The sequence below is a fragment of the Gracilibacillus dipsosauri genome (assembly GCF_003176895.1).
Lineage (GTDB): Bacteria > Bacillota > Bacilli > Bacillales > Amphibacillaceae > Gracilibacillus > Gracilibacillus dipsosauri.
The window spans coordinates 821,470-835,028 of sequence record NZ_QGTD01000008.1; the positions used below are offsets into that span (position 1 = coordinate 821,470).

A 13,559-nucleotide genomic window follows, 5' to 3' on the forward strand; every position below is an offset into this window, starting at 1 on the left:
CCTTTAGGATGTTCCCAACTAAATTACTAATTAATCGAGGAAGTTAACCACGTGTAAGATTTGTCAAAATACGCTGTGCTATTTCTGCATCATCAAAATCTAATACCTCTTCACCGATAATTTGATATGTTTCATGTCCCTTACCAGCTATGAGAATGACATCACCTTCATTAGCAGAGTGTATTGCTTCTTTTATTGCTTCCTCTCGATCAACAACCACTTGATAATTGTCAGCATTTAATCCTTTTTCCATATCTTTAATAATCGCTAGTGGATCCTCCGAACGAGGATTATCTGACGTAAAAATAGCTTGATCTGCTAATTGACATGCAACAGAAGCCATTATTGGTCGTTTTGTTCTATCCCTGTCGCCACCACAGCCTACCACAACATAGATCTTCGCTTTACTGAATGATTTTATGGTTGTTAAAACATTTTGCAAAGAGTCTGGAGTATGAGCATAATCAACAATGACACCAATACCTAAATCATTCTCAATTGGTTGAAATCTTCCATTTACTCCATTTGTTTCTGCTAATACCTCTTGAATTAGTGGTAATGGTACCCCACTGTAAAAAGCAGCTGCTGAGGCAGCTAGCATATTGTAGACACTAAATAATCCCATTAGCTTACTATTTATTTTAACGATACCTTCAGGTGTTTTCATGTCAAAGCTGACACCATTTGCTCGAAGTACGATATTTTCAGCCCTAAAGTCAGCTTGCATCTCAATACCATATGTTACAACTGGCTGTGCTGTTGCTTTGATAATAAATTCACTATTTTTATCATCCATGTTGATAATGGCATATTTGTTTTTATCTACCTCATAGTGATTGCCTAATTGAGCAAATAATAAGCTCTTTGCGAATAAATAATGATTCATCGTTGGATGGTAATCCAGATGATCTTGCGTTAGGTTTGTAAATACTGCTATATCAAATTCTGAACCGTGCACTCTACCTTGGTCTAAAGCATGTGAGGATACTTCCATGATAGCCGTATCTACCTTTTCTGTAACCATTTGATGAAAGCTTTTTTGTAAAAATAGTGCATCAGGTGTTGTATTCTTCACTGGGTAAACTTGATCGTTAATTCGCATCTCTATTGTTCCAATAATACCCGTTTGTTGCTGATTTTTTTTACATATTTCATCAATTAAATGTGTAACAGAGGTTTTTCCATTCGTGCCAGTAACCCCGATTAATTTCAACCTTTGTGTAGGGTGTTGAAAAAAAGCATTGGCAAGTATTGGTAAAACCAGATCCGTATTTGATACTCTAACTACAGGTATGTCCACGTCTAGTTCTTTTTCTGCTACAATTACAGTAGCTCCATTTTCTACTGCTGATTGAGCAAAATCATGTCCATCAACCGTAAAGCCTTTTATACAAACAAATAGTGAACCTTTCTTTACCTCACGATTGTCCTTCTCCACACTTGTTATCATTATTTCATCGATATTATGATTGCATGTATAATTAGGTACATTTTTAAGTAATGCAGTTACATTGATCATCATTTGTCACCTTACTTTCTATTCCTTTATCCACAACTATAATATTATACCAAAACTTCTGTCACATATCGATAAATCTTTGTAACTATTTATCCCCAAGCACTATACGTATTTTACTACCTTCCTCTACCTTTTCTCCTGCATTTGGTGCTTGATCAATAATATAGTCTCCTTCCCCTAAAGTTTCAATTTGAAGAGATATCATATATTCTGGAAGCTCTGACTTTTTCATACCAATTAACTCAGGTACTTCAATCTTTGGATTTTCTGGCCATTGGTATTTTTTCTCGACTCCATTCTTTTGCTTTGGAACATCTAATGCTCGTAAGCTGTCATCAATTATCGTTCCAACTATTGGTGCAGCCACCACTCCACCAAACTGAACGGCTCCTTTAGGATTATCAATGGCAACATATACTACAATTTCTGGATCATTCGCTGGGGCAAACCCTATAAAGGATACAACATAATTATTCTCCATATACTGTCCGTTTTCCCCTACTTTTTGAGCAGTACCAGTTTTCCCTCCAACTCGGTACCCTTCAACATAAGCATTTCTACCAGTTCCTAACGCTACAACATGTTCTAAGGCATTACGAACTTCCTTGGAAGTCTCAGTGGAGATTACTCTTCTTTTTAATATTGGTTCATTTTCGTCGAGAACTTCCCCCGTTACTGGATCTAACAATGCCTTTGCAACGTATGGCTCATATAAATAACCTCCATTAACCGCAGCCGAAACGGCCATAACCTGCTGAATAGGAGTGACGGATACTCCTTGCCCAAAGGAAGTTGTCGCTAATTCTACTGGTCCTACATTTTCCAGATCAAATAGGATCCCACTTGCTTCTCCCTGTAAATCAATACCTGTCTTACTACCAAATCCAAAATCTTCAATGTAGGAGAATAGCTTCTCTTTGCCTAATTTTTGTCCGAGAACGATAAATCCAGGGTTACATGAGTTTTGGACAACCTCCAAAAAGGTTTGATGACCATGCCCGCCACTTTTCCAGCAATGCAAGTGAGTTCCACCAACCTCAATACTCCCATCATCGTTATACGTATCCTTTAATAGATCTACCTTTTGTTCTTCCAACGCCGCTGCAAGTGTTATAATTTTAAAGGTAGATCCCGGTTCATAAGTACTCCATATCGGTAAATTACGGTTGTACACCTCTGGATCGATTTCTTGATAGTTTGCTGGATCAAATGAGGGTCTTGATGACATACCCAACACACTTCCATCATTCGGATTGACGGCAATTGCAATGGCGCTATCAGGATTAAATTTTTCAACAGCAATATCTAATTCTCTTTCTATGATAGTTTGAACACGGTCATCGATTGTTAGCTGTAGGTGAGCCCCATCCTCAGGAGGTGTATACTTATCAGCCATTTGAGGCAAACGCATCCCCTTTGCATCACTATAAAATGACAAGCTACCTTCTTTACCACTTAGCTGATCATCATAGAATAGCTCTAATCCTGTTAATCCCTGATTGTCTATCCCACTAAAACCTAAGACGTGTGATAAATAATCACCATTAGGGTAGTGTCTTATGGAATCTTCGGCTATATAGACACCCTCTAAGTTAAGTGATTGTACTGCGACAGCTTTTTCCTCGGATATTTTTCTACCTTCCGGAATTTTTACGATTCTCTCCATTTTAGTAACATAATCCAATGCAGATTCATAATCCATATCTAACACTTTAGCAAGCTCTCTTGCCGTTTTTTCTGGTTCCGTTACTTGCCGAGGCACAACCATTACTGTGGGCGCAGAAACGTTTTCTGCTAACACTTCCTTATTCGTATCTAGAATTTGCCCTCTTTCTGGCTCAAAGACAATATCTCTGCTCCATAGCTCCTCTGCTTGTCCGATAAGAAAATCGGACCAAATAAACTGCACGAATCCTAGGCGAAATAGGATGATTAATAAGACGATAATCGCAAAAAGAAACACAGTGACAATTCGCTTTTGAACCACCATATTGGTAATACGCTTCATAGCAAATCTCCTTTAGCAAAAAGAAACTTTTTGTCCCAATATATGTGTGAATCAAAATGAATAGAACACTGTGATCATTCTCAATTAGCTTTCTTCTTCTTTATTACTACTTTCTTTTTTTGGCCCCGATAATTCTATCGTTAAAGTATCTTGACTCGTAATAGGTTTCCCTTTAGCTATACTTTGTTTCACGACATAGCCCTCACCGGACCAATCTAAATTAAATCCTAACATATCACGAAGTACTAAAACTTCTCTTCTTGACCAACCTGTAAGATCTGGTATTTTAGGTTGATCTGTAACAATAAATATTTTTTGAATTGGTGTAATTTGTTCACCAGCATTAACACTTACATCCATGATTTTGTTCCCGTCTCCAATTACCTCATAGGTTGCACCAAGGGAGTCAAGACTTTCCGTCAGCTCACTTGTTGACTTATTTTTCCATTCGGGCACTTCTATTACATTAACAGGATCTGTTTTTTCTTTATCTGCGTCAATATTTAAGTACCGCAAACTATTTTCCATTACATTTCTAAATATAAAGGAAGATGGTGCAGAATCTGGTTCATCATCCTCTAGCTCTGGTTGCTTTACAGAAACATACATCATAAGTTCTGGATTATCAGCAGGAGCCATACCTAAGAAGGAAAATACATAGTTTTCTCTTCCCGTTAAATATCTACCTGTTTCAGGATCAGGGATTTGTGCTGTTCCTGTCTTTCCTGCGACAGTATATCCATCCAAGTTGTATCGATTATAACCTGTACCTACTTTTGAAGTAACGACTGTTTCTAAAATTTTCAATGTCTTTTTTGCTGTCTCGCTTGAAATAGGCTGTCCGACGACCTCGCTTACACCTTTCGAAATCGTTTCACCTGATTCCGCATCCTTTATTTCTTTAATAATGTACGGTTTTAACATTTTTCCATTATTAGCAACCGCAGTAGCAGCCTGCATTAGTTGTATAGGGGTTGTGGTTGTCCCTTGTCCAAATGCTGTCGTTATTTGTTCTATCGGATAGTTATACAGAATGCTCCCGGAAACTTCCCCAGGAAGGTCAATTCCAGTTTTTTCTCCAAATCCAAATGCCTTTAAGTAATGTAAAAACTTTTCAGATCCGATTTTTTCATAGGCTAATTTAGCAGCAGCTACGTTAGAGGATCGCTGAATCCCCTCTAAATAGGAGATATTTCCCCACCCAGTCCAGTTATGATCACGAATCGCAGTAATATTTTCTCCACCTTTGTATTTTCCTGACTTAAATTTCTCATCTGGATTCCAAACACCTTCCTCAATAGCTGAAGCCAAGGTGAATATTTTCATTGTTGAACCAGGCTCAAATGGATTGGCTATAGCGTCATTGTACCAATTTTGGACATCGCCTAGATTATTTGGATTAAAGCTCGGTCGATTCCCCATTGCCAAGACCTCACCTGTTTTTGGGTCCATAACAATTGCTGTCACTCGTTCAGGATTATATTCTTTTACTACTTCTGTTAAGGAGTCCTCTAGTAATGTTTGAATTTTTTGATCCAAAGTTAAGTAAACATTGTCTCCATCATCTGCTTTATTAATAATCTCATTTGGGTTAAGAAGTTTCACGTTGAATTTATCTCTTTGGTAAGAAATACTTCCACTTTCCCCTGTTAAATATTCATCCATGGACCCTTCTACTCCACTAATCCCGATAATATTATTATCTTGTTTGTCTGTTAACCCAATGGTATGGGACGCGAAGGTTCCATTTGGATAGAAGCGAATCGGTTCCTCCATAAAATATATTCCAGGTAGATCTAGTGCTGCTATATCATCTTTTTGTTCTTGATTTAACTCCCTAGAATTGGAACCAAATTCAACCTGAAACCTATCATCTTCTTTTCCATTTTTTAAGATTTTAGCAATTTCGCTAGCTTCCAAATCAAGATGTGGAGCTAACTTCGCAGCAGTAGTCTGGATATCTATGACATGTCTTGGCTCGTCTTCATTTGTAGTATACTTCTCATCCAAGACTGCATACAAACGATAGACAATATGCTCCTGTGCTAAAGCCATTCCTTTTCGATCATAAATCGTCCCTCTTTTAGCAGGAATTGTATATTCATTTGTTCTCTTCTCAGCAGCTAATTTCTTAATATCTACTCCGTTCACTTCACCAGTTGCTTGGATATACACAAATCTCCCTACAATAATCAAAAAGGCAATAGAAAATAGACATATCCAAAGAAGAGGCATTATTTCTGTACTCTTTTTTTTCATATTCTTTTCACCTATTCTGCTACTTCACTTGCTTGCTTCACTTTAGCATTTTGAATTTCCAGGCCGTGTTTTTTGGCATTAGCAATGATGCGATCTGGTTGACTTAATTCCTTTACTTCATAAGATAAATTTTGATTTAAAGAAGTTTGTTGACTTATCTCCGTATTCATTGTTTGGATGTTACGGTTTAATTGATCGATGTGTGAGCTAAAATAAACCATGTAGGCAAGTCCTAGTAATAATCCGAAAGCAAATAAAGAGTACAAAAACTTTTCCCCACGAGTAATCCATCGCTTCTGAACGGCTACTCTTTTGCGTACAATATTGGGTTGCTTCGTCTGTTGATGCTCTTTCCAAGTTTCGTGATTTTGAAAATTTCTTGCATGTTGTGTGCTCATTTTTGTTCCACCCTTCTCCTAAATAGTTTCGAATTCAACTACTTTATTTTTTCTATAACCCTAAGCTTTGCTGATCTAGATCTTCTGTTTTCTGTCAATTCTTCATCTGAAGCTATAATTGGCTTTCTAGTCACTAATCGAAAAGAAGGCTGATGTTCCTCTGGTATTATAGGTAAATTTTTTGGAAGATCTGGTGCCTTACTCCACTTTTTGAAAATTTGTTTGCAGATACGATCTTCAAGAGAATGAAATGTAATGACCGATATTCTTCCGTTTACTTTTAATAGCCTGCCAGCTTGTTCGATAGCTTCATGAAAGGCAGTAAGTTCATCATTCACAGCAATTCGAATAGCTTGAAAGATACGTTTGGCAGGGTGACCGCCTTTTCTTCTTGCAGGTGCTGGTATTGCTTCTTTAATAATATCCACTAATTCATATGTAGTCTCGATTGGTTTTTCTTGTCTTTTTGCTTCTATTTTCCTTGCTATTTGCTTTGAGAATTTCTCCTCACCGTATCGGAAGAAAATAGAAACAAGTTCTTCATAGCTCCATTCGTTTACAACGGTATATGCATCTAATCCATGCTCTCTATCCATTCTCATATCTAATGGGGCATTGTGCTGATAACTGAAGCCTCTCTCTTCCTGATCCAGTTGCGGGGAGGAAACACCTAGATCAAATAATATCCCATCTACATTTGGTATAGCTAATTTGGATAACTCCTCCTCCAAAAATCTAAAATTACGTTTCACAAAAGAAATTTGATTTACAAAAGGTTGGAGCCTTTCCTTTGCAGCAGCTATTGCCTGTTGATCTTGATCAAAGGCGATCAATTTCCCTTTTTCATTCAGCTGTTGTAATAAATATTCTGAATGTCCACCGCCACCTAATGTACAATCGACGTATGTTCCATCAGGTTTAATATGTAAGCTATTCACTGTTTCCTTTTTTAGCACGGTATAATGTTCAAACAAAAGGTCACCTCTTTCTTGCTTTACATTTCGAAATCCAACATGTTTTCTGCTATTTCCGCGAACGACTCTTCTGATTCGTCAACAAATTCATTCCATTTCGATGCAGACCAGAATTCTACACGATTGGAAACCCCAATAACAGAACATTCTTTTTCAATTTGTGCGTATTTTCTTAAAGGTGCAGGAATATTTATTCTGCCCTGTTTATCAATCTCGCATTCCACTGCCCCTGAGAAGAAGAAGCGCGTAAAGGCCCTTGCATCTTTTTTGGTGAGGGGTAGTTTTTTTAATTTCTCTTCAAGCAGGCGCCATTCGTCCATTGGATAGGCAAATAAACATTGATCCAGTCCACGAGTAATCACAAATTGTTCCCCAAGGTTATCTCGGAACTTGGAAGGAACGATAATTCTACCTTTATTATCAATGTTATGTTGATATTCCCCCATGAACATGTTAGGCCACCCCACCTTCTTACCTTATCGTACCACAATCCCCCACTTTGTACCACTATTATTTCAAAAATTGTCCTTCCAATTTTTTATAGTCGTAAAATCCACTTTTGAGCAATAAAAAATAGAGCTAGCAAAGGCTAGCTCTATTTTTTATTGAATACCTATATATACACAATATAATGCTGGTCATTTACTTTGATCTGATTCGTCGTTAGTTCAGATATGATCGAATCTCCATAATGATTTAGAAAATAAATAATATTCCATATTCGTTCTTGTAAGCCATTTTGTGGACGTACATGTAATTGAATATAATCATACTCTTTAAGATTAATCTCATACTTACCTGCAATTTGCTTTTCTATTCGATGGGTCAATTGGTCAACATGATCAAACAGATATTGTAAATTCTTTTCTGCATACATTCCTAAATCATCTTGAACAGTTTTAGCATAACTCCTAATTGGTTGGTGCGCCTCAGCTATGACAGATTTTAATTGCTCTCCTAATAAGGAAACGGGAGGGTTTGCTTGTTGGGCTATCCAATTTTGTTTTTCCTTAGAGATACCGTACTCTATCGCGCTAGAGGCAGATATGCCATATTTATTTAATAGCTTTTGTACTTTTCGTTCCATAAATGTGATCGATACACGTGGTAAAACGGGAGGCATTTTTATTGCCACTGAATGGAAAGCTGGCTTCAGAATAGACCAATAAGCCACCTCACTTGGTCCGCCTAGAAATGCTAATGTAGGAAAGAGCTTTTCCTGCATAATAGGTCTTGTTACAACATTATTGCTTAGCTTCTCTGGATTAGAGTGCGCAATTTCCAAAATTTCAGCTTCTGACAACTGATATTCATAATTTTTGCCTACCCAATCTTGGTTTTCCCGTTTTAATAAAATCCGTTCATTTTGGTTGTGAAAGAATAGATGCCCATCATTCGCTTCAACATCAACAGAGATTGGATAGCCTTTTTGTCTAAGCTGGTTTAAAGCAGTATAAACCCCTTCACTTATAGGAGACTGTTGTTGAATAAGTTCTTGAAAATAACGAGACTCTAGCTTTCTAACTAAAGCATCACCAGAATCAATCAACACAATTCCCGAATCTTTAAATAAATCATGAATGAAATTCGCAAAAAAGTCTACAAGCGTGACAGATTTTTCTAAAAACGATACTAGTCTTGCATATAAATCCTTCGTATAAGCAGTCTCATCAAGAAAGTGGAACACCTCATCGAGCCAACGTTGGGCTTCTTGTTTGTTCCAGTTTCGATGAGAAACCGAAGCTTTTTCAGAGCCTTGATTGTCTAAAACAACTTTGTTCCATTTAAGGTGATCTGCTAAAAAAACATGATTCACTTCATCATAATCGTGATCTTCTCCCGCAATCCAAAAGACGGGAATAACCGGTATATTCAATTTTTGCTCTTGTTCTTTAGCGAACTGAATGATTGAGATAATTTTATGTATTGTGTAAAGTGGGCCTGATAATAGTCCCGCTTGTTGCCCCCCTATAACGACAACACTTTCTTCATTTTTCAACATTTCGATATTTTGAAAGGTAGCATTAGATCCATTCCACCTTTTATTAAGCGTTTTTAACACATTAGCTAAACCATCTCTATCGAACGTTCTTTCTTTCAAATCTTGGACACGTTGTGTATATACATCCTTATCATATGGTAAATAATCAAAATATTTCATCAATTCATCAGACTGTTTCTTGTAGTCTTGGAGGAATTTATTATTAGAATTGAGTCTAATTGGTTCGATATGCATCGATAACAGGCTCCTTTTATTATCATTATAAACTGTAGTAATTCATTAGTATTTTACATAATCCATTCTCTAAACGCACACATTTTGTTTTAGAATAGGGTTTTAAAATTCGATAAAGGAATAAGAACCTCATCCAATAATCAGATGAAGTTCCCTACTTAACGCATACCATTACATATTTTCTCAAGAATATTCTGCTACATTGTAATTCTTCACTTGCTATCATTTATACTTTTCTGAATGAAAATTAAGCTTCCCACTCATTGCCTTCTATTAATCAATGATTTTTCCCTTTTTTTCTCCATTTGTCCATAATGGCTTCAATCTCTTGAAACACTTGATTACATTCTTCTAATTGTTCCTTCAAGAGATCATTTTCCTTCTTTAGCAATGTAAGCTTTTCGGTAATGTCACTTTTTTGATAATAGGAAGATAATTTTTCTAATGAATGAATTAATGCGGAAATATTCGGTAAATCAGTTTCTGCCTTATCAAAAAATGGTTCTTCAGACATGGAAAGCTTTTTACGGTTACTCTTAGCTAGTTGGATCGCTTCCTCATAATGCTTCCTCAATGTAGCATTCCATCGAAAGCCACAAGCTGCAGATGTCCTTGATAACATATTACCTACCTTCTTAAATGCCTCTAATTGTGTTTTCCCCTCTCTTATATAGCGTAAAACAGTTTCTGCTAGTAATATGTCCTCATCCTTTGTCCACGCATCCTGACGATGTCCTTGCATTCATCCACCTCCTCTATATTTCTGCTATCAATGTATGCAATTAATAGAAGAGATAGACTCGAATCGATAAAAAAATAGTGTGAGCAACTTATAAAGTTACACACACTATTTTAGGAATTATTATTGTTCTACAACTTGTTTTCCATCATAATGTCCACAAGATTTGCATACATGGTGTGGCTTTGTTAGTTCACCACAGTTAGAACATTCAACCATACCAGGTACGAATAATTTTTTATGAGTACGTCGTTGGTTTTTAACTTTTTTTGAAGTTCTGCGCTTAGGTACTGCCATGCATTACACCTCCTTTAAGCAAAGCAAGGAACTATCCTTTACTATCTTCATCTTTACTGTTGTCATCTAATAAGGCTTTTAACTTCTCCAACCGAGGATCCACCTTTTTCGTTTGTTCCTCTTCTGTAATCAGTGTCCAGCCGTCACCTTCTTCTATCGTATTTGCTTCCAGCTCATCTCTGCTAGCAAAAACCCGAAAAGGTGTTTCTAATAATACATTTTCCTTGATGTATGGTACTAAGTCAAGCACCTCTGAGTCAATCACATGTACCTCATCATCTTGCTGATAAGGGGAAGTTGAAAAATTTTCAATAACATGAATAGAAAAATCATATGGCACATCCACTAAAGTTCTAGCACATGGTAAAATCATCTCACCTTTGATCGTAAAATCACACATTACTTCTGTGCCGTCTAATTTAGCAAAACCTTTCACTTTTACAGGGGTTATTTCTCTAATATCATTATCTAATTGAACGATATCTGAAATATTCACAACTTCTTCAAACTCCATTGGTTCACCATGGGATTGCTTTAATTTTTGTAAATAAATTTTGATATGAATCACCTCAAGGCAACAAGAAATATTTTAAAAGGAAATTACTAATTTGTCAATGTTTTTTCTTTACACAACAGGAATCTAAAAAATTCACGTACCCGAATAGAGGGCGTAAAGGGCCACCACCTCGATGCTTGGCGGTAAAAAGTTTTTCCAACAGACTTCCCTCTATGATATACTATCGACAAGAATTATCTTAATTCCTATATATTCCACTTTAACAATATTGAGTGGTTATTGCAAAAGTTTAGGGAGGTTATCATGAAGGCTTGTGGTTTGATTGTAGAATACAATCCTTTTCATAATGGTCATCTTTATCATGCGCGAAAGGCGAAGGAAATATCCAATGCAGATTGTACGATTGCAGTCATGAGTGGAAATTTTCTGCAACGGGGTGAGCCTGCTATTATCGACAAATTCTCGAGAGCAAAGATAGCTGTTGAACAAGGGATTGACCTTGTTGTCGAATTGCCATACTATTATGCAGTTCAGCATAGTGAATTATTTGCAAAAGGAGCTATTACGTTACTAAGTGCACTAAAAGTCCACTCTGTTTGTTTTGGTAGCGAGCATGGTGACATTGCAGGATTTAACCAAATACTAGGGCTTCTGAGCAACCATCAAGATACTTATATAACCTATTTCAAACAAGCCTTAACAGAAGGAAATTCTTATCCTAAGGCTCACGAAAAGGCCTTCTATCGGATTGGTGGAAAAGATCTCCCTGTTGATATTGCGAAACCAAATAATATACTCGGGTTTCAATATGTACACAGCATTAACGAAATTGATCGCTCTATTACACCACTTACCATTCAAAGGATCCAAAACGACTACCATGATCAAGTGATTTCGGAGCCAATTGCTAGTGCAACAAGTATTCGTAACGAATTGTTAAAAGAGAAGCTCCCTGACAAAATATTAAAAACTACCATTCCTAATACAACAAGAAGGATTTTATTAGAATATAAAAAAGATCATAGCTATTGGCATGATTGGGAAAAATACTTCCCGTTGTTAAGATATCGAATTCTAACAATGACGGCTGACGAAATAAGCGGAATTCATGGTGTGGTGGAAGGTCTCGAGCATCGATTAATAAATGCAGCGAAGGAAGCTATATCATTTGAGAGCTTTATGAAAGCAATAAAAACGAAGCGTTATACTTGGACAAGTCTTCAACGGGTTTGTACACATATACTTACCAATACCACAAAACAAGAGATTATTGCAAAGATCCATACCGAAATGGAGCCAATTCGTATATTAGCCATGTCTTCTGTAGGACAGCAATATTTAAATCAAAATAAAAAGCAAATCTCGGCATCTGTTTACACGAGTATAAAGAAGCCATATCCTAATCATTTGCTTGATGAGCGATTAGCAGCCGCTTATTACAGCATATTGCCAATACAAAGCCAACAAGAACAAATAGCACAAGATTACATGCCTCCTTATCGGCTGTAATCTTGTGTAAAAATATCAATTGGAGAGATTTTCTAAATATTCTACTGCATCCTTGAAGTGATCAACTGGAACAACTTTCATATCTGTACCTATCTCTTCTGCAACTTTTTTTGCCACTTGATAATTGGAGTTATCTCTGCCATTTTCATTTGGTGCAAAGAAAATATCGCTATTGGCACGATCGGCTGCTACCACCTTTTTGTCAATTCCGCCAATTCTCCCAACATTGCCATCATAATCAATCTCACCTGTTCCTGCGATTTGGAAGCCATGTGTCATGTCCTCCTCTGTTAACTGATCATAGATTTCCAAAGAAAACATTAATCCAGCACTTGGACCTCCTATATCTCCACTTGAGAAGTTGACTGCTGGTTTTTCTGTGACTTCTCGATTAGTGACTAACTGAATTCCAATTCCCGGTTTTCCATCTAGCTCTTCCATTTTTACTAATTCTATATTCTCGTTAAATTCTTTTCCATCTCGTTGAATTTTTAACTGTATAGTATCCCCAGGTTGTTTACTAGTAACAGCTTGGATAAGGTCATCCGCTTCTTGGATTTGATCATGATCGATTTCTATGATCTTATCTCCTGGCTTTAATATTTTTTCAGCAGGCATTCCTTCTAACACGGATACGACATACACTCCCTCATATTCAATATCGATCTCACGATTTGCTGCTTGATAAGCAACTACGGTAGCCGCTTCTTGGGAGCTTTCCATCATCATTAATTGTAGCTGATGATAACTATCATTAGACATCCCTTCTGGCAACACTTCCTCAATTGGCAGAATTTCATGATAGTCTCTCACTTTAGCTAATAAGTATTGAAAAGGAGTAGCTTGCCCTCCTTGAATTGTCACAAGATGCATATCCCCTTCACTTTTATATCCATCTGTTACTTGAACAACTGGATTCAAAGCGTCCGCACTTCCAGGTTTATGTATATAAAACGGTAACTGATAGCTGAAAAATAAAAAAATTGCTACTAAGGCTACGATATAACCAGTAAATCTAAGCGTCTTTCCCTGCATGAAATCCCTCTTTCTTTTTTTAACTTCCATTATCTCCATCAATATAAAAGTATATATTTCTATCGAGA

Annotated in this window: 12 protein-coding genes; 1 reads left to right on the forward strand and 11 read right to left on the reverse strand. The window is 36.8% G+C overall.

The genetic code is table 11. The features are described 5' to 3' along the window. Positions 1 to 43: 43 nt before the first annotated feature. The 10 genes from DLJ74_RS11120 to DLJ74_RS11165 all read right to left on the reverse strand — a co-directional run bounded on the left by DLJ74_RS11120 (position 44) and on the right by DLJ74_RS11165 (position 10,998). Entirely contained in the window at positions 44 to 1,516 is a 1,473-nt protein-coding gene (locus DLJ74_RS11120) for a UDP-N-acetylmuramoyl-L-alanyl-D-glutamate--2,6-diaminopimelate ligase (protein ID WP_425454581.1), read from the reverse strand. A gap of 88 nt (positions 1,517 to 1,604) precedes the next feature. Beyond that, a complete protein-coding gene (locus tag DLJ74_RS11125) occupies positions 1,605 to 3,527 on the reverse strand; it encodes a stage V sporulation protein D (RefSeq protein WP_109984492.1) in 1,923 nt (640 codons plus the stop codon). An 84-nt stretch (positions 3,528 to 3,611) separates the two neighbouring features. Further along, a complete protein-coding gene (locus tag DLJ74_RS11130) occupies positions 3,612 to 5,786 on the reverse strand; it encodes a penicillin-binding protein (protein ID WP_109984493.1) in 2,175 nt (724 codons plus the stop codon). Positions 5,787 to 5,797: 11 nt separating this feature from the next. Beyond that, on the reverse strand, positions 5,798 to 6,184 hold the full coding sequence (ftsL, locus tag DLJ74_RS11135; protein ID WP_109984494.1) for a cell division protein FtsL: 387 nt from the start codon (positions 6,182 to 6,184) through the stop codon (positions 5,798 to 5,800). Positions 6,185 to 6,222: 38 nt separating this feature from the next. Continuing rightward, positions 6,223 to 7,158, reverse strand: coding sequence for a 16S rRNA (cytosine(1402)-N(4))-methyltransferase RsmH (gene rsmH / locus DLJ74_RS11140; protein WP_109984495.1), 936 nt, complete (start codon positions 7,156 to 7,158; stop codon positions 6,223 to 6,225). A 20-nt stretch (positions 7,159 to 7,178) separates the two neighbouring features. Then, positions 7,179 to 7,610, reverse strand: coding sequence for a division/cell wall cluster transcriptional repressor MraZ (gene mraZ, locus DLJ74_RS11145; RefSeq protein WP_109984496.1), 432 nt, complete (start codon positions 7,608 to 7,610; stop codon positions 7,179 to 7,181). A 161-nt stretch (positions 7,611 to 7,771) separates the two neighbouring features. Then, a complete protein-coding gene (gene bshC / locus DLJ74_RS11150) occupies positions 7,772 to 9,394 on the reverse strand; it encodes a bacillithiol biosynthesis cysteine-adding enzyme BshC (protein ID WP_109984497.1) in 1,623 nt (540 codons plus the stop codon). Between the two features lie 277 nt (positions 9,395 to 9,671). After that, positions 9,672 to 10,136, reverse strand: coding sequence for an RsfA family transcriptional regulator (locus tag DLJ74_RS11155; RefSeq protein ID WP_109984498.1), 465 nt, complete (start codon positions 10,134 to 10,136; stop codon positions 9,672 to 9,674). Between the two features lie 120 nt (positions 10,137 to 10,256). Next, positions 10,257 to 10,430, reverse strand: a complete 174-nt coding sequence (rpmF, locus tag DLJ74_RS11160; protein ID WP_054859554.1) for a 50S ribosomal protein L32 — start codon at positions 10,428 to 10,430, stop codon at positions 10,257 to 10,259. Positions 10,431 to 10,461: 31 nt separating this feature from the next. After that, on the reverse strand, positions 10,462 to 10,998 hold the full coding sequence (locus tag DLJ74_RS11165) for a YceD family protein (RefSeq protein ID WP_342767743.1): 537 nt from the start codon (positions 10,996 to 10,998) through the stop codon (positions 10,462 to 10,464). A gap of 252 nt (positions 10,999 to 11,250) precedes the next feature. Here DLJ74_RS11165 and DLJ74_RS11170 point away from each other — a divergent pair, with 252 nt between their 5' ends. After that, positions 11,251 to 12,456 carry a nucleotidyltransferase gene (locus DLJ74_RS11170; RefSeq protein WP_054787606.1) on the forward strand — a complete coding sequence of 402 codons (1,206 nt, stop codon included), beginning with the start codon at positions 11,251 to 11,253 and terminating at the stop codon, positions 12,454 to 12,456. Between the two features lie 15 nt (positions 12,457 to 12,471). Here the strand turns inward: DLJ74_RS11170 and DLJ74_RS11175 are convergent, their stop codons facing one another. After that, positions 12,472 to 13,491 (reverse strand): SepM family pheromone-processing serine protease, encoded by a 1,020-nt coding sequence (locus tag DLJ74_RS11175; protein ID WP_109984499.1) that lies wholly within the window; start codon positions 13,489 to 13,491, stop codon positions 12,472 to 12,474. Positions 13,492 to 13,559: the final 68 nt, after the last annotated feature.

Coding starts and splice junctions, on each gene's coding strand:
- DLJ74_RS11155 (WP_109984498.1), bottom strand. CDS start 10,136: ATGCAAGGACATCGTCAGGATGCGTGGACAAAGGATGAGGACATATTA.
- rpmF (WP_054859554.1), bottom strand. CDS start 10,430: ATGGCAGTACCTAAGCGCAGAACTTCAAAAAAAGTTAAAAACCAACGA.
- ftsL (WP_109984494.1), bottom strand. CDS start 6,184: ATGAGCACACAACATGCAAGAAATTTTCAAAATCACGAAACTTGGAAA.
- DLJ74_RS11170 (WP_054787606.1), top strand. CDS start 11,251: ATGAAGGCTTGTGGTTTGATTGTAGAATACAATCCTTTTCATAATGGT.
- mraZ (WP_109984496.1), bottom strand. CDS start 7,610: ATGTTCATGGGGGAATATCAACATAACATTGATAATAAAGGTAGAATT.
- DLJ74_RS11125 (WP_109984492.1), bottom strand. CDS start 3,527: ATGAAGCGTATTACCAATATGGTGGTTCAAAAGCGAATTGTCACTGTG.
- DLJ74_RS11130 (WP_109984493.1), bottom strand. CDS start 5,786: ATGAAAAAAAAGAGTACAGAAATAATGCCTCTTCTTTGGATATGTCTA.
- DLJ74_RS11175 (WP_109984499.1), bottom strand. CDS start 13,491: ATGCAGGGAAAGACGCTTAGATTTACTGGTTATATCGTAGCCTTAGTA.
- bshC (WP_109984497.1), bottom strand. CDS start 9,394: ATGCATATCGAACCAATTAGACTCAATTCTAATAATAAATTCCTCCAA.